Source organism: Methylobacterium ajmalii, assembly GCF_016613415.1.
Classification (GTDB): domain Bacteria; phylum Pseudomonadota; class Alphaproteobacteria; order Rhizobiales; family Beijerinckiaceae; genus Methylobacterium; species Methylobacterium ajmalii.
Genome location: NZ_JACWCT010000150.1, coordinates 1 through 19017, shown reverse-complemented (window position 1 = coordinate 19017; position 19017 = coordinate 1). Strand labels below are relative to the sequence as shown.

Annotated in this window: 15 protein-coding genes and 1 pseudogene; 11 read left to right on the top strand and 5 right to left on the bottom strand. The window is 71.6% G+C overall.

The genetic code is table 11. The features are described from left to right. Positions 1 to 37: 37 nt before the first annotated feature. The 5 genes and pseudogenes from HPY23_RS26880 to HPY23_RS26860 all read left to right on the top strand — a co-directional run bounded on the left by HPY23_RS26880 (position 38) and on the right by HPY23_RS26860 (position 7817). Positions 38 to 1696 (top strand): alpha-amylase family glycosyl hydrolase, encoded by a 1659-nt coding sequence (locus tag HPY23_RS26880; protein ID WP_413231090.1) that lies wholly within the window; start codon positions 38 to 40, stop codon positions 1694 to 1696. 226 nt (positions 1697 to 1922) lie between these two features. Continuing rightward, on the top strand, positions 1923 to 3467 hold the full coding sequence (gene glgA, locus HPY23_RS26875) for a glycogen synthase GlgA (protein WP_091889332.1): 1545 nt from the start codon (positions 1923 to 1925) through the stop codon (positions 3465 to 3467). A gap of 155 nt (positions 3468 to 3622) precedes the next feature. Then, a pseudogene (locus HPY23_RS26870) lies at positions 3623 to 3880 on the top strand (ArsR/SmtB family transcription factor); the annotation flags it as partial. Between the two features lie 108 nt (positions 3881 to 3988). Continuing rightward, positions 3989 to 4162 (top strand): metallothionein, encoded by a 174-nt coding sequence (locus HPY23_RS26865; RefSeq protein WP_060850933.1) that lies wholly within the window; start codon positions 3989 to 3991, stop codon positions 4160 to 4162. A 100-nt stretch (positions 4163 to 4262) separates the two neighbouring features. Further along, positions 4263 to 7817 carry a PAS domain-containing hybrid sensor histidine kinase/response regulator gene (locus HPY23_RS26860; protein WP_091889382.1) on the top strand — a complete coding sequence of 1185 codons (3555 nt, stop codon included), beginning with the start codon at positions 4263 to 4265 and terminating at the stop codon, positions 7815 to 7817. Between the two features lie 19 nt (positions 7818 to 7836). Here the strand turns inward: HPY23_RS26860 and HPY23_RS26855 are convergent, their stop codons facing one another. After that, positions 7837 to 8508, bottom strand: coding sequence for a S24 family peptidase (locus HPY23_RS26855; RefSeq protein ID WP_060850650.1), 672 nt, complete (start codon positions 8506 to 8508; stop codon positions 7837 to 7839). Between the two features lie 147 nt (positions 8509 to 8655). On the opposite strand from HPY23_RS26855, the gene HPY23_RS26850 reads away from it, so the two are divergent. Beyond that, positions 8656 to 9003, top strand: coding sequence for a DUF952 domain-containing protein (locus HPY23_RS26850; RefSeq protein WP_091889330.1), 348 nt, complete (start codon positions 8656 to 8658; stop codon positions 9001 to 9003). Between the two features lie 2 nt (positions 9004 to 9005). Next, a complete protein-coding gene (locus tag HPY23_RS26845) occupies positions 9006 to 10079 on the top strand; it encodes a quinone-dependent dihydroorotate dehydrogenase (RefSeq protein WP_060850648.1) in 1074 nt (357 codons plus the stop codon). Between the two features lie 42 nt (positions 10080 to 10121). Here HPY23_RS26845 and HPY23_RS26840 read toward each other — a convergent pair whose 3' ends face one another. The 4 genes from HPY23_RS26840 to HPY23_RS26825 form a co-directional block, all read right to left on the bottom strand. Further along, complete coding sequence (locus HPY23_RS26840) at positions 10122 to 10940, bottom strand: class I SAM-dependent methyltransferase (protein ID WP_091889328.1); 819 nt, start codon at positions 10938 to 10940, stop codon at positions 10122 to 10124. A 61-nt stretch (positions 10941 to 11001) separates the two neighbouring features. Next, on the bottom strand, positions 11002 to 11415 hold the full coding sequence (locus HPY23_RS26835) for a GFA family protein (RefSeq protein ID WP_244533674.1): 414 nt from the start codon (positions 11413 to 11415) through the stop codon (positions 11002 to 11004). Then, entirely contained in the window at positions 11412 to 12785 is a 1374-nt protein-coding gene (locus HPY23_RS26830; RefSeq protein WP_091889326.1) for an MATE family efflux transporter, read from the bottom strand. Before HPY23_RS26830 ends, HPY23_RS26835 begins: the two co-directional genes overlap by 4 nt. A 47-nt stretch (positions 12786 to 12832) precedes the next feature. Next, positions 12833 to 13228 (bottom strand): DUF6460 domain-containing protein, encoded by a 396-nt coding sequence (locus HPY23_RS26825; RefSeq protein WP_091889324.1) that lies wholly within the window; start codon positions 13226 to 13228, stop codon positions 12833 to 12835. 332 nt (positions 13229 to 13560) lie between these two features. Here HPY23_RS26825 and HPY23_RS26820 point away from each other — a divergent pair, with 332 nt between their 5' ends. From HPY23_RS26820 to HPY23_RS26805, 4 genes are all read left to right on the top strand, one after another. Continuing rightward, a complete protein-coding gene (locus HPY23_RS26820) occupies positions 13561 to 14511 on the top strand; it encodes an alpha/beta hydrolase (RefSeq protein ID WP_091889322.1) in 951 nt (316 codons plus the stop codon). Positions 14512 to 14532: 21 nt separating this feature from the next. Beyond that, on the top strand, positions 14533 to 15435 hold the full coding sequence (locus HPY23_RS26815; RefSeq protein ID WP_091889320.1) for a DMT family transporter: 903 nt from the start codon (positions 14533 to 14535) through the stop codon (positions 15433 to 15435). Between the two features lie 213 nt (positions 15436 to 15648). Further along, on the top strand, positions 15649 to 18483 hold the full coding sequence (locus tag HPY23_RS26810; protein ID WP_091889317.1) for a PAS domain-containing protein: 2835 nt from the start codon (positions 15649 to 15651) through the stop codon (positions 18481 to 18483). Between the two features lie 34 nt (positions 18484 to 18517). Beyond that, the gene (locus tag HPY23_RS26805; RefSeq protein WP_060850641.1) at positions 18518 to 18901 is read left to right on the top strand and encodes a response regulator; all 384 of its coding nucleotides are present in this window, start codon (positions 18518 to 18520) and stop codon (positions 18899 to 18901) included. Positions 18902 to 19017 lie beyond the last annotated feature (116 nt).

Below are 19017 nucleotides of genomic sequence, written 5' to 3'. Positions count from 1 at the left end.
CCCGAACCCGCCCGCGAAACCTGCTCAGGAGACCCGCATGACCGAGGACGCGAAGCCCGCCCGCCTGCTGGCGGGCGAGCTGTGGTGGAAGGCCGGCATCGTCTACCAGGTCTATCCGCGCTCGTTCCAGGACACGAACGGCGACGGCGTCGGCGACCTCAAGGGCGTGACGGCCCGGCTCGACTACCTCGCCTGGCTCGGGGTCGATGCGGTGTGGCTGTCGCCGGTCTACCGCTCGCCGATGGCCGATTACGGCTACGACGTCTCGGATTACTGCGACATCGACCCGCTGTTCGGCACGCTGGCCGATTTCGACGCCCTGGTGGCCGAGGCGCATCGCCGGCGCCTGCGGGTGATCATGGACTTCGTGCCCAACCACACCTCGCAGGACCACCCCTGGTTCCGCGAGGCCCGCGCCTCGCGCGACAACCCCAAGCGCGACTGGTACATCTGGCGCGACCCCGGCCCCGATGGCGGTCCGCCGAACAACTGGATCAGCAATTTCGGCGGTCCGGCCTGGACCCTCGATCCGGCGACCGGCCAATACTACTACCACGCCTTCCTGCGCGAGCAACCGGACCTGAACTGGCGCAACCCGCAGGTGCGCACCGCGATGATGGACGTGCTGCGCTTCTGGCTCGATCGCGGCGTCGACGGATTCCGGGTCGACGTGATCTGGCACCTGATGAAGGACGAGGGGCTTCGCGACAATCCGGTCAACCCGGACTACGTCGCCGGCGAGCCGGAGATCAACAGCCTCGTCCAGCTCCATTCCGCCGACCAGCCCGAGGTGATGCAGGTCATCGCCGAGATGCGGGCGGTGCTGGAGGAATACGATGCCCGGGTGCTGATCGGCGAGATCTACCTGCCGCTGGAGCGGCTGGTGGCGTATTACGGCGTCGATTTGTCGGGCGCGCACCTGCCGTTCAACTTCCAGCTGATCCAGACGCCCTGGCACGCGCCCGCCCTGGCGCGGCTGATCGAGGAATACGAGGCGGCCCTGCCCGAGGGCGGCTGGCCGAACTGGGTGCTGGGCAACCACGACCAGCCCCGCATCGCCGCCCGGGTCGGCGACGCGCAGGCCCGGGTGGCGGCGGTGCTGCTGCTCACCCTGCGGGGCACGCCGACGCTCTATTACGGCGACGAGATCGGGCTCGGCCGCGTGCCGATCCCGCCCGAGCGCGTGCGCGATCCCTGGGAGCACAACGAGCCCGGCCGTGGCCGCGACCCGGAGCGCACGCCGATGCAGTGGCAGCCCGGGCCGCAGGCGGGCTTCTCCACCGTCGAGCCGTGGCTGCCCCTCGACCCCCAGGCCCAGACCTGCAACGTCGAGGTGCTGCGCGACGAGCCCGGCTCGATCCTGACCCTGCATCGCCGCCTGATCGCGCTCCGCCGCGAGCATGCGGCGCTGAGCGTCGGCGATTACCGCCCGGTCTCGGTCGACGGCGACGTCCTGGTCTACGAGCGCCGGCACGCCGACGAGACGATCCGGGTCGCCCTCAATTTCGGGCACGGGGATTGCAAGGTCGATGCGGATATCGCCGTCGCGCAGCCCGAGGGCGCCCGGGAGGGCTGGGAGGTTCTCCTGTCGAGCGCTGGCGGCCGGCGCGGCGAGCGGCCGCTCGACGGCCATTTCGCACTTGCGGGAGACGAGGCGCTCGTGCTGATCCGGCGCGCGGCTGCGGCCCAGGGCTGACCCGCGGTTTACGCGCCTAAGCTCCGACCTCACGCGGTACAGCTTTCTGCGTGGGGCGCGAAATCGGAATTTTTCTTGTCTTTTACGAGAAAAATATTGCCGCGCCGAAATCGCATGATATTGTGCAGTGCACAGGAACCAAAGCGGGAGTCGTGCGTTGTCGTGGCAGTACGTCGCGGTTTCGTCCGCTCGCAATCCGTCCGGCTCGCGGCGTGAGGGCTCTTTCATGACATTTCCGGCGTCGGCGCGGTTGGCCTGGCAGTCGCCGGCCGTGTCGTCTGGTGGCTCCCCGCGGGAAGCCGTCGAGGGGCTGCGCGGCTCGCTCAAGCCGCGAATCCTCTACGCCACGCCGGAGATGGCGGATTTCGTGAAGACCGGCGGCCTCGGCGAGGTCGCGGCCTCGCTGCCGCGGGCCTTGCGCCAGCACTACGACGTGCGCATCCTGATCCCGGGCTACCGCCAGGTCGTGGAGCGCCATCCCGAGATCGCGGTTGTCGCCCACCTTCCCGGCGACGCCGAGATGCCGCCCTGCGACCTCGGCCTGATCGAGACCGGCGACGGCCTGCCGGTCTACGTCATCCTCAATTCCTCGCTTTACGAGCGCGACGGCTCGCCCTACGGCGACCAGGGCGCCGACTTCCCCGACAACGACCTGCGCTTCGGCCGCCTCAGCCTCGCGGCCGCCGAGCTCGCGCAGGGGATCGATCCAGAGTGGCGCGCCGACCTCCTGCACCTCAACGACTGGCAGACGGCGCTGGCGCCCGCCTACCTGGCCTGGCGCGGCCTGCGCACGCCGAGCGTGCTCACCATCCACAACCTCGCCTACCAGGGCCTTTTTCCGTGGGAGACCCTCGGCCGCCTCGGCGTGCCGGAGAGCGCCTTCCACATCGACGGGGTCGAGTTCTACGGCAAGCTGTCGTTCCTCAAGGCCGGCCTGTACTACGCCTCCCACGTCACCACCGTGAGCGAGACCTACGCCCACGAGATCACCACACCGGAATTCGGCTGCGGCCTCGACGGTCTCCTGCGCACCCGCGCCCATCAGGGGCGGCTCGCCGGCATCCTCAACGGCATCGACGAATCCTGGGACCCGCGCACCGATCCTCACCTCGCCACCCGGTTCGAGCCCGACGACTGGAAGGGCAAGCGCGCCAATGCCGACGCGGTGCGCACCCGCTTTGGCCTCGGCGTCTCGCGCGGGCCGCTCTTCGCCATCGTTTCGCGCCTCGTCCACCAGAAGGGCGTGGACCTGACGCTGGCGGCGGCCGAGTCGATCGTCGCTGAGGGCGGCCAGCTCGTCGTCACCGGCCAGGGCGAGCCGCGCTTCGAGGCCGCCTTCCTCGACCTCGCCCGGCGCCATCCCGGCTCGGTCGGCGTCCGGGTCGGCTTCGAGGAGACCGACGCGCACCGGATGTTCGCCGGCAGCGACTTCCTGCTGATGCCGTCGCGCTTCGAGCCCTGCGGCCTCGCCCAGATGTACGCCCAGCGCTACGGCTCCCTGCCGATCGTCCACCGCACCGGGGGACTGGCCGATACCGTCGAGGACGGCGTCACCGGCTTCCTGTTCGGTGAGTCCTCGCTCAAGGGCCTGAGTAGCGCCATCCGCCGCGCCTTCGACGTCTTCGCCTCGAAGCGCCGCCTCGGCGCGATGCGGCGCAACGCCATGGCGCGCGAATTCGGCTGGGACCAGGCCGCCGACGGCTATTCCTCGCTCTACACCCGCGTCGTCGGCAACGGCGGCGAGCTGATGCGGGCGCGCGCCGTCGCCTGAGGCGCCGCCTCTCCCATCCCGGCCTCCCAACAACAACCCCGCGCTGCCCGACGGCAGCGCGGGGTTGTTCGCGTTTGCAGCCCGCACCGATGCCGAACTCGCCGCTTGACATCTGCCCCAGCGGCATCGACACATGAGCACGTGTTCATGTGTCGATGAGAGGGCGCGTGCAGGTCCTGTCGCCCGAGCAGGTCGGTGACGTGGCGGAGGTCTTTCGGCTCCTCGGCGAGCCGAACCGCCTGCGCATCGTGCTGGCCTGCCTCGAGACGGAGCGCACGGTCGGCGAGATCGGCGAGGCCCTCGGCCTGTCGCAGTCGCTGACCTCGCACCACCTGCGCCTGCTGCGGACGGCCCGCATCCTGCGGGCGATCCGCCACGGCCGGCACGTCGCCTACGCGATCGACGACGATCACGTGCGCGACGTGCTGCGCAACATGGTGGCCCACCTCACCGAGCCGCACGATCACGATCACGATCACAGCAACGACCACGATCGGTCCCACCGCGAGGAACCCCGACCCATGACCAGCACCAACGTCGAGACCGTGAAGTGCGCCTGCGAGGACTGCGTCTGCACGGTCCCGGTGGCGAAGGCCGTCTCCCGCGACGGCAAGGCCTTCTGCTGCGAGGAATGCGCCGAGGGCCATCCCCATCACGCCGGTTGCGACCACGCCGGCTGCACCTGCCACGGCTGAGCGTCCCGCCGGGGTCGTGCGTCCGGCCCCGGCATGCTCTAAAGGCCCCCGGACACGAGCGCATCCGGGCCCCCGCCCGGATCGGGGGATGGATGAGCCGATGATCGCGGGCTGGACGGTGGTGCTGGCGGCCCTCGTCTATATCTGCGCCCTGTTCGCGGTCGCCCACTGGGGCGACGTGGCCGGGCGGACCCTGATGCGCGACGCGCGGGTGCGGCCGACGATCTACGCCTTGTCGCTCGCGGTCTACTGCACCTCCTGGACCTTCTTCGGCTCGGTCGGGCTCGCCAGCCATACCGGCCTCGACTTCCTCACCATCTATGTCGGCCCGGTCCTGGTGATCGGGCTGGGCTACCGGCTGGTCGCCCGGGTGGTGCGGATCGCCAAGGCCCAGAACTCGACCTCGATCGCCGACTTCATCGCCGCCCGCTACGGCAAGAGCGAGCGCATCGCCGCCCTGGTCTGCCTGATCGCCGTGGTGGGGGCCGTGCCCTACATCGCCCTGCAGCTGCGGGCGGTGGCGGCCTCGCTTCAGGTCTTCCTGCGCACCACCGACGGGGTGGGGGTGTCGGCCGGCATGCTGGGCGATCTCGGGCTGTTCGTCGCCCTGGTCCTGGCGGGCTTCGCGGTCGCTTTCGGCACCCGCCATGCCGACGCCACCGAGCACCAGGACGGGCTGACCCTGGCGGTCGCGCTCGAATCCCTCGTCAAGCTGGTGGCCTTCATCACCGTCGGCGGCTTCGTGGTCGGCTGGATGCTGCGCGACGTGCCGGCCCCGCCCGTCTCCGACGTCTCCCTCCGCACGCTGGTCGGGCAGACCTCGGGGCCCGCGACGCTGGTCGTCCAGGTCCTGCTCTCGGCTGCCGCCGTGCTGCTGCTGCCGCGCCAGTTCCACATGGCGGTGGTGGAGAACCGGTCGGTCGCGGATGTCGGGCGCGCCGCCTGGACCTTCCCGCTCTACCTCGTGCTCATCAACCTGTTCGTGGTGCCGCTCGCGCTCGCCGGCCTCGCGCTCTTCCCTGAGGGCACGATCCAGCGCGACATGACCGTGCTGGCGCTCCCCCTGCACGAGCGGGCCGACGGCATCGCGCTCGTCGCCTTCATCGGCGGGCTCTCGGCGGCGACCGCGATGGTGATCGTCGAGTCGGTCGCGGTGGCGATCATGATCTCCAACCACCTCGTCATCCCGGTGACGCTGCGCCGCCGCAACCTCGTGGCCGGCGCCTCGCCGTCGCCGGAGCCCGGCGCCTCGGATCTCGGCGGCTACGTGCTGGTGGTGCGCCGGATCGCGATCGTCGCGGTGGTGCTGGTGGCCTACGCCTATTCGCGGGTCGCCGGCGAGGTCGCCCTCGCCTCGATCGGGCTCCTGTCCTTCGCCGCCGTGGCGCAGATCGGCCCGGCCTTCATCGGCGCGCTCTACTGGGGCCGCGGCACCGGCACCGGTGCCGCCGCGGGCCTGATCGTCGGGTTCGCGGTCTGGCTCTACACCCTGCTGCTGCCGAGCCTCGTCACCGGGGAGGGCTGGGCGGCCTCGCTCATCGCCGACGGCCCGTTCGGCATCGATGCCCTGAGCCCGACCGCCCTGATGGGCATCGAGGACGTGCCGCGCCTCGTCCACGGCACGCTGTGGAGCCTCGGCCTCAACACGCTCGCCTACGTGGCGTTCTCGCTCCTGCGCCCGCCGAGCGCGATCGAGCGGCTGCAGGCCGAGGCCTTCGGTCAGGTTTCGGGGCAAGTCTCGGGCTTCGACGAGGCCGGTCCCGTCGCGCCGAGCTTCCGGCTGTTTCGCAGCGCCGTCACCCTGGGCGAGCTGCGCGCCACGGTCGCCCGCTTCCTCGGCGAGGAGCGGGCGTCGCGCGCCTTCCGGGACTTCGCGCAGGCGCAAGGCCGCAGCCCGATGCCGGACGACGCGGTGGCGGGCCTGCCCGAGCTGCGCCACGCCGAGCACCTGCTCGCCTCGGCGATCGGCGCCTCCTCGGCCCGCCTCGCCCTGTCGCTGGTGCTGCGCCGGCGCAACGTGTCGCCGCGGGCGGCCCTGAAGCTCCTCGACGACGCCTCGGCGGCGTTCCAGTACAGCCGCGACATCCTCCAGCACGGCCTCGATCACGCCAAGCAGGGCATCACGGTCTTCGACCGCGACATGAAGCTGATCGTCTGGAATCGCGCCTTCGCCGACCTCTACGACCTGCCGGCCGGGATGATCCGCACCGGCATCGGGCTCGAGGCGATCGTGCGCTACAATGCCGGCCGCGGCGCCTACGGGGTGCGCGACGCCGACACCCTGGTGGCCGAGCGCATCGCCGCCTTCCGGCTCGAATCCGGGCCGCAGCGCCTGCGGCTGCATCCGAGCGGCCGGGTGATCGAGATCCGCGCCAACCTGCTGCCGAACGGCGGCGTGGTGGCGACCTATACCGACGTCACCGATTCGGTCGCCGCCGAGGAGGCCCGCACCCGCCTCAACGAGGAGCTGGAGAGCCGGGTGCGCGAGCGCACCGAGGAGCTGACGCGCCTCAACGCGGCACTCACCCGGGCCAAGGCCGAGGCCGAGGACGCCAACGCCTCGAAGACCCGCTTCCTGGCGGCGGCCAGCCACGACATCCTCCAGCCCCTCAACGCCGCGCGCCTCTACGCCAGCGCGCTCGTCGAGCGCGATCGCGGCACCGACCCGACGCTCGCCGAGAACGTCGACGCCTCCCTCGACGCCGTCGAGGAGATCCTGACCGCGCTCCTCGAGATCTCGCGCCTCGATACCGGCTCGCTCAAGCCCCAGCTCTCGATCGTGCGGGTCTCCGACCTCTTCCGCCAGGTCCAGCGCGAGTTCGGCCCGATGGCGCAGGAGAAGGGCCTGGACCTCACCGTCCTGCCCTCGTCGCTCGCCGTGCGCTCGGACCGGCAGCTGCTGCGGCGCCTGCTCCACAACCTGGTCTCGAACGCCATCAAGTACACGCCGGAAGGGCGCGTGCTCGTCGGCGCGCGGCGGCGCGGCGACCGGGTGGTGCTGATGGTGTGCGACACCGGGCTCGGCATCCCGGCCGCCCAGCAGCAGCTGGTCTTTCGCGAGTTCCAGCGCCTCGACCAGGGCGCCCGGGTCGCCCGCGGCCTCGGCCTCGGCCTCTCGATCGTCGAGCGGACCGCGCGGCTGCTCGACCATCCGGTCGGGCTCAAGTCGCAGCCCGGCCGCGGCTCGGCCTTCTCGGTCGCGGTGCCGGGCGCGCCGGTGCGGCCGGCCCTCGAGGCGCAGGGCGAGGCGCCGCGCCCCGCCACCGTGCCGCTCGCCGGCCTCACGGTGCTCGCGGTCGACAACGAGCCGGCGATCGTCGACGGGATGCGGGTGCTGGTCGGCAGCTGGGGCTGCGCGCTCCACACCGCCGGCTCGCTCAGCGAGGCCCTCGCCCTGGTGCTCGGCGGAGCGCTGCGCCCGGACGTGATCGTGGCCGACTACCACCTCGACCACGGCACCGGCCTCGACCTGATCGTGTCCCTGCGGGCCGCGCTCGCCGCCGACATCCCGGCGGTGCTGCTCACCGCCGACCGCTCGCCCGACGTGCGCGACGCGGCGGCCGCGCAGCGCGTCCAGGTGCTGAACAAGCCGCTCAAGCCCGCTTCCCTGCGCGCCCTGCTGACCCAGTGGCGCGGCCGTCAGGCGGCGGAATAGCCCGGACGCCCGCGTCCGGTCAGTGCCGCACCCACATCACCCGCGCCATCCAGGCGATCTCGGCGGCCGGGATCACCCGGTCGGGCGCGCCGGGGAGGGGCCCGCTCAGCTCGGCGGCCCGGGCGGTGCGGCGCCGGAGCTCGGCGGCCAGGATGCCGCCCCCGTCCAGGCACGTCACCACCCGGTCGCCCTCGCGCATCGCCGCCGTCGGGGAGAGCACGAGCACGTCGCCCTCGCGGTAGAGCGGCGTCAGGGCGCCGCCCCGGACCTCGATGGCAAAGCAGCCGTCCTCGTCGAGGCCCGGCAGCGCCATCTCCTGCAGGACGCTGCCCCGGCCCGGCAGGCCGTTGGCGCCGAGATGCCCGGCCGCGCTCCCGCAGTCGATCACCGGCACGGTGACGCGGGCCTCGCAGGGCTGGATCGCACCCGGGCGGGACGCCGACGGGGCGGGCGCGGGGCCGCGCGGCTCGATCAGGCGCAGGAACTCGTCGAGGCTCGCCCCGGTGGCGGCCAGGACCTTCGAGACGGATTCCGTCGAGGGCCAGCGCTTGCGCCCGTCGGGGCTGATCCGCTTCGAGCGGTTGAAGCTCGTCGCGTCGAGGCCGGCGCGCCGAGCGAGGCCGGAGGCCGTGAGATTGTTGCGTTGGGCCAGGTGATCGATCGCGGACCAGATTCGCTCGTGGGACAGCATTGGAAACCTGGTCTGACGCCCTCGGTGGTCGCCACCGGACTATCAAATGTAAACTACCGGACCTTCGCGGAAAGGCAACGGCGTTGCCGCGCCGTCCCGCGGCCGCTATCGCTCGCCCGCCCACCCTTCAGGAAGCCCGCGGCGCCCATGTCCCTCATCTACAAGATCTGCCCCGCCGCCCTGTGGCGGGAGGCCGAGGCCGCCGGCCGGTTCGACGGCGCGCCGGTCGATCTGGCGGACGGCTACATCCATTTCTCGACTGCCGCGCAGGCGCGAGAGACCGCCGCCAAGCATTTCTCGGGACAGGACAATCTTCTCCTCGTCGCGGTCGAGTCCGAGGCGCTGGGCGAGGCCCTGCGCTTCGAGCCGTCCCGCGGCGGCGCGCTCTTCCCGCACCTCTACGGCCCGCTGCCCACCTCCGCCGTCGCCTGGGTCGCGCCGCTGCCGGCCGGACCCGACGGCGGCCATGTTTTCCCAGATTCCATCGGAGGTTGACCGTGCTTGACGCCGTCTTCCCGCTCGTCCGTCCGCTCCTGCACGCCCTCGACCCCGAGACCGCCCACACGCTGACCCTGGGGAGCCTCGCGCGCCTTCCCCTGCGTGATCCGCCGGCCGACGACCCGCGACTCTGCGTAACGGTTATGTCGCGGGCTTTCCCCAACCCGGTCGGCCTCGCGGCCGGGTTCGACAAGGGCGCCCAGGCGCCCGACGCGCTCCTCGGGCTCGGCTTCGGCTTCGTCGAGGTCGGCGGGGTGGTGCCCCGCCCGCAGCCCGGCAACCCGCGGCCGCGGGTGTTCCGGCTGCCGGAGGACGGGGCGGTGATCAACCGGTTCGGCCTCAACAGCGAGGGGCTGGCGGTGGTGCGCGCCCGCCTCGAGGCCAGGCGCGGCCGGCCGGGCCTCGTCGGAGTGAATATCGGAGCGAACAAGGAGGCGACGGACCGGCTGGCCGACTACGTCGCCTGCACCCGCGCTCTGGCCGGCCTCGTCGACTTCATCACCGTCAACGTCTCCTCGCCCAACACCCCGGGCCTGCGCGACCTCCAGGGCGAGGCCTTCCTCGACGACCTGCTCGCCCGGGTGGTCGCGGCCCGCGACGAGACGGGACCGGGCACCGCCGTGCTGCTCAAGATCGCCCCGGATATCGGCCTCGACGGCCTCGACGCGATGACCGCCACCGCCCGGCGCCGCGGCGTCGACGCCCTCGTGGTCTCGAACACCACCGTGGCGCGGCCCGCGAGCCTGCGGGGGGCCGCGAAGGCGGAGACCGGCGGCCTGTCCGGCCGGCCGCTGTTCTCGCCCGCGACCCGGCTCCTCGCCGAGGCCTACCTGCGGGTCGGCACCGCTCTGCCGCTGATCGGCGTCGGCGGGGTCGATTCGGCGGAGGCCGCCTGGACCAAGATCCGGGCCGGGGCGAGCCTGGTCCAGCTCTATTCCGCGCTCGTCTATGCCGGCCCGGGCCTCGTGCGCGACATCAAGGCCGGGCTGGTCGAGCGGATGGAGCGGGAGGGGCTGCGGAGCCTCGCCGGCGTCGTCGGCCGCGACGCGGCAGAGCTGGCGAAGTCGGCCTGACGGGCCAAGGGGGGTCCGGATGCAACCTTTCCGGAGCCCGCTTCACAGCTCCGGGTTCGTCGGCTCGGTGCGCCGGGCCACGACGGTGTAGCAGAGGCGCTTATGCCCGAGCAGCGACTGGCGGTGATACGTCACCGTCGATTCGCCGAAGCCGAGGATCGCCAGCAACTCCTGCATCGTCGTCGGCGCGATGGTCCACCAGGCATCGAAGCGGATCCGCTGGTCGCTGCGCGGCAGCAGGAAGACCGGCAGGCCGAGGCGGCGCGGCAGGAAGCGCAGGAGATGCAGGGATTTCGGCAGCATCTCGGTCACCACCACGGTCTCGCGGGTGAGCCGCAGGACGCTATGCAGCGCCCGGAACGGGTCGCGCAGGCGGGTGAGCGCGTTGCCCAGCACCGCGACGTCGACCGGGCCGACCTCCGCCGGCACCTCGTAGAGCGAGCCGCCGGCCCGCCGCGCCCGGGAGCCGAGGGCGGCGTGGGCGTACCAGTAGGCGTTCTCGAACCGGCGCAGGTGGTTGCGGATCTCCGGCGCGATCACGGCGCGCTCGAAATCCGGGTAGGGCACCATCTCCCAGCAGGCCTCTCCGGAAAAGTCGTAGGCCACCACCTCGGCGCCCCGCGCCTCCATGGCGAAGCCGAGAAAGCCGCTGGTGGCGCCGAAATCGAGCACGCGCTTGCCCGCCACCGCGACGCCGCCGAAATAGGCGTCGAGCCCCGCCCGCAGGTCCCAGGTCCCCGGCACGGTGCCGTGGCCGGGCAGGTCGATGGTGTGGTTGAACGTGCACGCCGCCCGGTCGTCCACCGCCCGGGGCGGCAGGAACGGGGGCTCGGGCTGCGCGGGCGGGGCCGCCGTCGTCATGCGGGGTTCATCTCGCGGGGTTCGTCTCGTGAGGCGGCGGGTTCGGGCGAAAGGGTGGGGGTCAGGCGTCGTCCCGCGCCGCCGGATAGGCCGGGAGCCCCTCCGGCAGGGCGACCCAGGACAGCCGCCGGGAGACCCAGACGTGGTCGCGCGGGGGATACCGCTCCGGGTCGTCGAGGCTCGCCAGGGTCAGGTCGATCTCGTCCGGCAGGGCGTCGGCCCGGTAGGCCAGCGGCGTGCCGCAGGACGGGCAGAAGGCGCGCTCGGCCCGCGGGCTCGAGCGTGACCAGGCGGGAGGGCCGGCGGTGAAGCGGCAGGCGTCGCGCCTCACGGTGAGCCAGCCGACCATCGGCGCGCCGGTGGCGGCGCGGCAATCGGTGCAGTGGCAGACGGTTCGGTTCCACGGCTCGCCGTCCGCCGCGTAGCGGACCGCGCCGCAGCGGCAGCCGCCGGCGATCGGCCCCGCGGCGCTCACCGGGCCGCCTCGGCCGCCCGCCCGGCCGGGGCCTGCGGGAAGGCGCCGGCGACGAGCCGCGGGTAGAGCAGCGCCTGGCCGAGGCCGCGGGCGGCCAGGAAGGCCAGCATGGCGAGCCACAGCCCGGTATTGCCGGCCCCCCGCGTCAGCGCCAGCACCGCGACGTCGACGGAGAGCGCGGCGAGCATCAGGTTGCGCATCGGCCGGGTCCAGGTCGCCCCGACATAGACCCCGTCGAACGCGAAGGCGGCCGCCGCCGCGACCGGCGTGAGGGCGGCGTAGACGAGGTAGTCGCGGGCGACGGCCCGCACCTCCGGCGCGGTGGTGATCGCGTCGATGAACGATTCGCCGACGGCGAGGAACAGGCCCGAGACCGCGAGCGCGAAGCCGAGGCACCAGCCGAGCGACAGCCGCACCGCGGCCCGGAACCGGCCCTCGTCGCGGGCGCCGAGCGCCTGGCCGCACAGGACCTCGGCGGCGGTCGCGAACCCGTCGAGGAAGAAGCTGCCGACGAGGAAGAGGTTCTGCAGCACCGCGTTGGCGGCGAGCGTCGCGTCCCCGGACCGCGCCCCGAGGGCGGAGAAGAGCGCGAGCGCGGTGATCAGCGCCAGGGTGCGCACCATCACGTCGCCGTTGACCGCCAGCATCCGGGTGAGGCCGGCCCGCTCGACGATCTCGGCGACGGGGACCCGCCAGGGCCGGGAGCCGAGGCGCTGGAGCACCGCGAGCCCCAGCACGGTGCCGGCGATCTCGGCCAGCACCGTGGCGAGCGCCGCCCCGGCGACGCCGTAATCCGCCCGGAGCACGAACAGCAGGGTGAGCACGACGTTGACGGCGTTGATGGCGACCTGGAGCCCGAGCCCGAGATCGGTGCGGCCGCGCCCGAGGGTCGAACCGAGGATCGCGTAGTTCGCGAGCGTGAACGGCGCGCACCAGATCCGCACGGCGAAATAGGCCGAGAGGGCGCCGGTCACCGCCGGGCTGGCGCCGAACAGCCGCACGGCCGCCGCGGCGAGGGGGCCCTGCAGCGCCACCATGACGAGGCCGACCGCCAGCGCCGCGGCGAGCGCCCGGGCGAGCGTCCGGTCGATCTCGGCGGCGTTGCCGGCCCCGGTCGCCTGCGCGGTGAGGCCCGCGGTGGCCATGCGCAGGGCGCCGAAGGTCCAGAACAGGTAGTCGAACGCCACCGCGCCGAGCGCCAGCGCCCCGAGGAGCGCCGCGTCGCCGAGCCGCCCGACCGCCGCCGTCCCGACGAGGCCGAGGAGCGGCGTCGTGACGTTGGCGAGCGTGATCGGCACGGCGAGCGCCAGCATGCGGCGATGCGTGACCTCCGGGCCCGCAATGCCCGGGCCCGCGGCGGCAGGGTTCATCGATCGTGTTCCGATACTCTCTTGCCGATCCTGACCCGCAGGAGCCTTCAGCGGCTGCGGGCGAAGACGCGCGACAGGAGCCAGAGCGGCACCACCACCACCGCGCCGGCGACGAACCAGCGGCCGGCATCGTGGAAGGTGTCGAAGCCCAGTTCGAGCAGCGAGCGCACGGTGTCGTAGGCCTGGGCGAACAGCAGGCCGGGCGTGACCCCGAGCATCGCCATGCCGGCGCCGACGAGGACCGACAGGAAGACCAGCCGCAGCAGGACCGCGCCGGGCGAGCCGCCCAGGAAGCGGTGCAGGCCCGAGGAGCGACGATCGCGGTAGGCCCCGGGACCCGGATCGAAGCCGGCAGGCCCCTGACCGTAGGGATCCTGGCCGAGGGGGCCTTGACCACGGGGACCCTGGCCGCCGAAGGGCCGCTGGAATCTCTGCTCGCTCATGTGTCCTCGCGACCCCTCGCCGTTGTACCTGTCCGGACCTGTAAAGCGGCGATGCGCCCCGACCGTGGCGGGATTGTCACAGATTGGACGAAACCCGGCGCGGCCTGGCGCATTGCACCGTTTGGCAATCCGCACCTGAGATGGCAACCTTCGCGGATTATCCCAAGATGCCCCTCTCACGAGGCTCATGCCGAGATGCCCAAGCTCAGATGCCCGGTGTGACAGCACGAGCCTGAACGGGACGCATCCGAATACGCCGGGCCGGACGAGGGCCCCCCGCAACCCCGAGACGCCCCGCCCCGGCGCGGCGCCGCGAGATTGATACCCCGAGCATGATCGACCACGCGCTCTTCGACCCGGCGAAAACGGATCCCGACGCCGAGCGGCTGAACCGGGAGATCATCGCCGCGCAGGCCCAGGCGCCCGACCCGTGGTCGATGCCGGTGGCCGAGGTGCGCGAGCGCCGCCGCCGCGGCAGCATCGCCTACCCGGCGATGCCGCGCAGCGCCCGCGCCGAGACGATCACGATTGCCGGCCCCGGCGGACCGCTGGCCCTCCGGGTGATCCGGCCGCAGCGCAAGGCCCGGGGCGCCTACCTGCACATCCATTCCGGCGGCTGGGTCTGGGGCGGGGCCGACGAGCAGGATCCCTGGCTCGAGCGCATCGCCGAGCGGTGCGGCTTCGTCTGCGTCTCCGTCGAGTATCGCCTCGCCCCCGAGCACCCCTATCCGGCGCCGATCGACGATTGCGAAGCGGCGGCGCTCTGGCTCTACCGCGAGGGCCGCTCGCTGTTCGGGGTCGAGGCCCTGACCATCGGCGGCGAATCGGTCGGCGCGCACCTGAGCGTGATGACGCTCCTGCGCCTGCGCGACCGTCACCGGCTGCCGAAAGCCTTCCGGGGCGCCAACCTGTTCTCCGGCCTCTACGACCTCGGCGTGACCGCGAGCGCCCGCAACTGGGGCGACGAGCGCCTCGTCCTCAACTCGACCGACGTGCGCCGCTTCGCCGACGGCTTCGTGCCCGGTGGCGTCGCCCGGCGTTCCCCCGACGTCTCGCCGCTCTACGCCGACCTTGCCGGCCTGCCGCCGGCGCTGTTCTCGGTCGGCACCCGCGATCCGCTCCTAGACGACACGCTGTTCATGTCGATGCGCTGGGCCTCGGCCAACAACGGCGGCTATACGTCGGTCTATACCGGCGGCTGCCACGTCTTCATCCGCTACAACCTGGCGATGACCCAGCGGGCCCTGGAGCTGATCGAGCGATTCCTGATGGCGCTGGCGTGAGGGCGGCGTAGGGACCCCGGCGTGGCGCCGGGCCGCGCGGCGGCGCTCGCCTACGCGCTCCTGACCTTCGCGACGCTGCTCTGGGCCGGCAACGCGGTGGCGAGCAAGGTCGCGGTCGGCCTCGTCTCGCCCCAGGCGCTGGTGGCCCTGCGCTGGTCGATCGCGCTCACCGCTATTGCGGTCCTGGCCGGGCGCGAGACGATCCGCCACCGCACGACCCTGCGGGCGCACTGGCCGATGATCCTCCTGATGGGCGGGTTCGGCTATACCGGCTTCAACGCGCTGACCTACGAGGCGGGGGCCATGACCAGCGCGGTCAACCTGGCGCTGATCGAGGGCACGATCCCGGTCCTGGTGCTCGTCCTCAACTTCCTCGTCCGGGGCGTGCCGGTGCGGGGCGGCCAGCTCCTCGGCGCCGCCATCACGCTCGGCGGGGTGGTGCTCGTGGTGAGCCACGGCGATCTCGCCCGGCTCGCCGCCCTCGACCTCAACCGCGGCGACCTCCTGGCCGCACTCGCCTGCCTGTTCTATGCCGGCTACACCGTCGCCCTGCCGGCGCGCCCGGCGGTGCCGGCGCTCGCCTTCTTCGCCGCCATGGCGGTGGCGGCCTGGGCGACCTCGCTGCCGCTCCTTCTCGGCGAATGGGCGAGCGGCCGCACCCTGTGGCCCGGCGCCGCCGGCTGGGGGCTGATCGCCTTCACGGCGCTCGGGCCGTCGCTGGCGGCGCAGCTCGCCTACATGCGCGGGGTCGCGACGCTGGGCCCCAACCGCGCCGGCCTGTTCAACAACCTCGTCCCGGTCTTCGGGGCGCTCCTGGCGGTGGGGCTGGTGGGCGAATCCTTCGGGCTCGTCGAGGCGGCGGCGCTCGCCCTGGTGCTGGGTGGAATCGCGGTGGCGGAGTTCTTCGGGCGCAAGGCGGCTTGAGCCGCCGCTCGGACGCACGGTCGATCATGACCGCGTGAATGACCGCTGGGGATGGTAAGCGCACCGATCCGCAGCATCCAGGAGCGGCTCGCGACCTGGTACATGTATGCATCTGGACCGACCGCTAACCGAAACCGGCTGGCAAAGCGGAACGTCGCCGCTACAAACGAGATGCAGACGGGTGGGAAGGGCTCGCCGTGCGTGTGAGCTGCCGTGACGCAAATCGACCCCCTTGGCCATTCCATCGCGGATCCGGACCGGCTCGCGGCTCTCGATGCCTTGGCGGTGCTCGGCACCCCGACCGAGCAGAGCTTCGATGACGTTGCGCGCCTCGCTTCTCGCCTCTGTGCGGCACCCGTCGCTCTCGTCAGCCTCGTCGCCGCCGATCGACAGTGGTTCAAGGCCAATGTCGGCTTCCCGCGCTGCGAAACCGGCCTTGAGGGCTCGGTCTGCAAGTTCGCGCTCGCCGAGCCCGACCTGCTCGTCATCCCGGACCTCGCCGCTGATCCGCGCACGGCATCAAACCCCCTCGTCACGGGAGAGCCCCATATCCGCTTCTACGCCGGAGCGCCGCTGCGCCTGACGGACGGCGCAGTCGTCGGCTCGCTATGTGTCATCGATACCGTTTCACGGCCCGAAGGGCTGACCCCGCAACAGGGCGACGACCTGCGCGCCTTGGGCCGCCAGGTGGTCCTCCTGCTCGAGGCGCGACGATCGATGGCCCGCGACAGGGCCGAGGCCGTCGAGAAGAGGGAGGCGCAGGCCTCCGCGCTCGCGCGCGCCGCAGTGAGCGAGGCGCAGAACGTCTCCCTCCGCATCAACGACCAACGCTCGCGCTCCGCCCAAGAGGCCGGTGGCGTCGGCACGTTCGAGCTGATCGTCGCTTCCAGCATGATGCAGGTTTCGGCCGAGTTCTGCCGCCTGTACGGTGTGGCGGTTGCGCCCCTCTACTCGGCCGCGACCTTCGAGGCGCTGGTGCTGCCCGAGGACGCCAGCGTGCGCTCCCGCGACGCGAGCCGCGAGGATGGCAGCGCAGCGCTCGATGTCGAGTACCGCATCCACCGGGCGGACGACGGCGAGTTGCGTTGGATCGCACGTCGGGCGAGCTTCGCCCGCGACGAGCATGGGACCGTCGTCGGCATGTTCGGGACCGTCCGGGACGTCACCGAGCGCCGCAAGGTGCAGGACGCCCTACACGCCAGCGAGGCACTGGCTCGGGAGAACGTCCAGCGCGTCCAGCTGGCGCTGGCGGCCGGGGCGATCATCGGCACCTGGAATTGGGACATTCCCTCGGACCGCTTCACCATCGACGAAGCCTTCGCCCAGGCCTTCGGCCTTGACCCAGCCCTCGGACGTAAAGGCATCCCGCTCGCTCAGATCGTCGCCACCGTGCATCCCGACGACAAGCGCGGGTTATCGACCTCCATCACCACCGCTATTTTGCGTGGCGGTGCCTACGCCCATCAGTACCGGGTGCGCCGCACGGACGGGCGCTACTACTGGATCGAGGCCAACGGTCGGGTCGACAGGGCGGAGGATGGTACACCCCTGAGCTTCCCTGGCGTCCTGCTCGATATCGAGGAGCGACGCACTGCCCAGGCCGCGCTGACCGCGAGCGAGAACCGATTGAGGGCGCTCGTGACTGCGGGCGCACAGTCCGTCTACCGGATGAGCCCCGACTGGCAGGAGATGCGCCAGCTCGACGGACGTGGCTTCCTCGCCGACACGGTCGTGCCAAGCGTGCACTGGCTCGACCTGTACATCGATCCCCCCGACCGCCCGGAGGTGATGGCAGCGATCGATGATGCGATCCGGCGCAAGGGCACGTTCGAGCTTGAGCATCGGATGCGGCGAGCCGACGGAAGCTTCGGCTGGATGCTCTCGCGCGCCGTTCCTCTCTTCGAGGAGCACGGCGAGATCGCGGAGTGGTTCGGGGCGGCGAGCGACGTGACCGCCCGTCGAACCGCCGAGGCGCGGCAGGCAGCATTGGTCGAGATGGGCGACCAGTTGCGCGACCTTGGCACGGTGCCCACCATCGTACACGCAGCGGCCGGGATCATCGCGCGGGTGCTCGGTGCAACACGTGCCGGTTATGGCTTGGTCGATGTCGCACGCGAGACGGTAGAGATCCCATCCGATTGGTGCGCACCGGGGATTGCCTCAGTCGCAGGTCTGCACGACTTCCGCGACTACGGCTCATACATCGAGGACCTGCGGCGCGGCGCAGCCGTCCTGATCGGGGATGTAGAGCGCGATCCGCGCACTCAGAACAGCGTGGCGATGCTGCTCGCGATCGGTGTGCGGACGCTGATCAACGTGCCCGTGATGGAGCGCGGGCGCCTCGTCGGGATTGGCTTCATCCACTCCGATCGACCTCACGCCCTTTCAGCCGAGGAATTGGCCTTTGTGCGGGCCGTGGCTGATCGGATCCAGGTCGCTGTGGCGCGCGTGCAGGCGGAGGCGCAGCAAGTGCTGCTGAACGGCGAGCTGTCGCACCGGCTCAAGAACACCCTGTCGATGGTGCAGGGTATCGCCAGCCAGACGCTACGCAGCGTACCGGACCAAGCCCCAGTCCAGGCTTTCACGCAGCGGCTGGTAGCCCTGTCGCAGGCGCACGATGTGCTCTTGCAGGACAGCTGGACATCCGCGCCGATGCGCGCCGTCGTCGACCGTGTGCTGGCGGTGCAAGCGCCCCTGGAGCGCTTCCGGATCGATGGCCCCAATCTGTCGCTGGCCCCTCAGGCGACACTGTCGCTCTCGATGCTGCTGCACGAGTTGACCACGAACGCCGTAAAGTACGGCGCGCTCTCGACAGAAGCGGGGACGATCAGTGTTGCCTGGCGGGTCGAGGATGACGACGATCGAACGGCCGTGCTGACCTGGCGGGAGCGCGGTGGTCCGCCAGCGCAGGCGCCAACGCGTCGTGGTTTCGGAACGCGGTTGATACAGCTCGGACTGGTGGGAACCCGTGACACTCGGCTGAGTTATAGCTCGTTGGGCTTCGACGCTGAATTTCGGGCGCCCAGCTCAGAGGTAGTAGCGTCGTGATCCGGGCGGTGACGGGTTCTCTCGAGGGGAGCCCATGACGACGCAGCGCGACGAGCGCCGACCGATCGTACTTCTGATTGAAGACGATCCGATCCTGATGATGACCCTGTCGGACCTGATCGAGGATGCCGGCTGCGATGTTGTCGAGGCGACGACGACCGCCAAGGCGATCCGTATCCTTGACGAACGCACGGACATCCGCGTGGTGATGGCGGACTTGGATGTGCGCGGATCGGTGATGGGGCTGAAGCTGGCCGCCCTGATCCGAGACCGCTGGCCGCCAATCGAACTGATCCTGACGGGTGCGGTGAAGCCGGATCTGTCGAGCATCCCGGCCCGTGGTGTGTTCCACGACAAGCCATTCAACCACGCGGGCATCGTCGAAAGCATTCGCTCGTTCCTATCAGCCGCCGGTTGACCAGGTTGTAAGCGCTCGGTGACGGATCCACTGGTCAGGCGGCCTGCTCGGCCTCACTGGTTGGCATCCAGTTCCAAGGCAGCAGATCGGCGAGGCGCCTGGCCGGGTGATCGGCG

What these genes read in the sequence shown, in the direction of transcription:
- HPY23_RS26805 (WP_060850641.1), top strand. Translation starts at nt 18,518, where the DNA reads ATGACGACGCAGCGCGACGAGCGCCGACCGATCGTACTTCTGATTGAA.
- HPY23_RS26840 (WP_091889328.1), bottom strand. Translation starts at nt 10,940, where the DNA reads ATGACGACGGCGGCCCCGCCCGCGCAGCCCGAGCCCCCGTTCCTGCCG.
- HPY23_RS26825 (WP_091889324.1), bottom strand. Translation starts at nt 13,228, where the DNA reads ATGAGCGAGCAGAGATTCCAGCGGCCCTTCGGCGGCCAGGGTCCCCGT.
- HPY23_RS26880 (WP_413231090.1), top strand. Translation starts at nt 38, where the DNA reads ATGACCGAGGACGCGAAGCCCGCCCGCCTGCTGGCGGGCGAGCTGTGG.
- HPY23_RS26865 (WP_060850933.1), top strand. Translation starts at nt 3,989, where the DNA reads ATGACCAGCACCAACGTCGAGACCGTGAAGTGCGCCTGCGAGGACTGC.
- HPY23_RS26850 (WP_091889330.1), top strand. Translation starts at nt 8,656, where the DNA reads ATGTCCCTCATCTACAAGATCTGCCCCGCCGCCCTGTGGCGGGAGGCC.
- HPY23_RS26860 (WP_091889382.1), top strand. Translation starts at nt 4,263, where the DNA reads ATGATCGCGGGCTGGACGGTGGTGCTGGCGGCCCTCGTCTATATCTGC.
- HPY23_RS26855 (WP_060850650.1), bottom strand. Translation starts at nt 8,508, where the DNA reads ATGCTGTCCCACGAGCGAATCTGGTCCGCGATCGATCACCTGGCCCAA.
- glgA (WP_091889332.1), top strand. Translation starts at nt 1,923, where the DNA reads ATGACATTTCCGGCGTCGGCGCGGTTGGCCTGGCAGTCGCCGGCCGTG.
- HPY23_RS26830 (WP_091889326.1), bottom strand. Translation starts at nt 12,785, where the DNA reads ATGAACCCTGCCGCCGCGGGCCCGGGCATTGCGGGCCCGGAGGTCACG.
- HPY23_RS26820 (WP_091889322.1), top strand. Translation starts at nt 13,561, where the DNA reads ATGATCGACCACGCGCTCTTCGACCCGGCGAAAACGGATCCCGACGCC.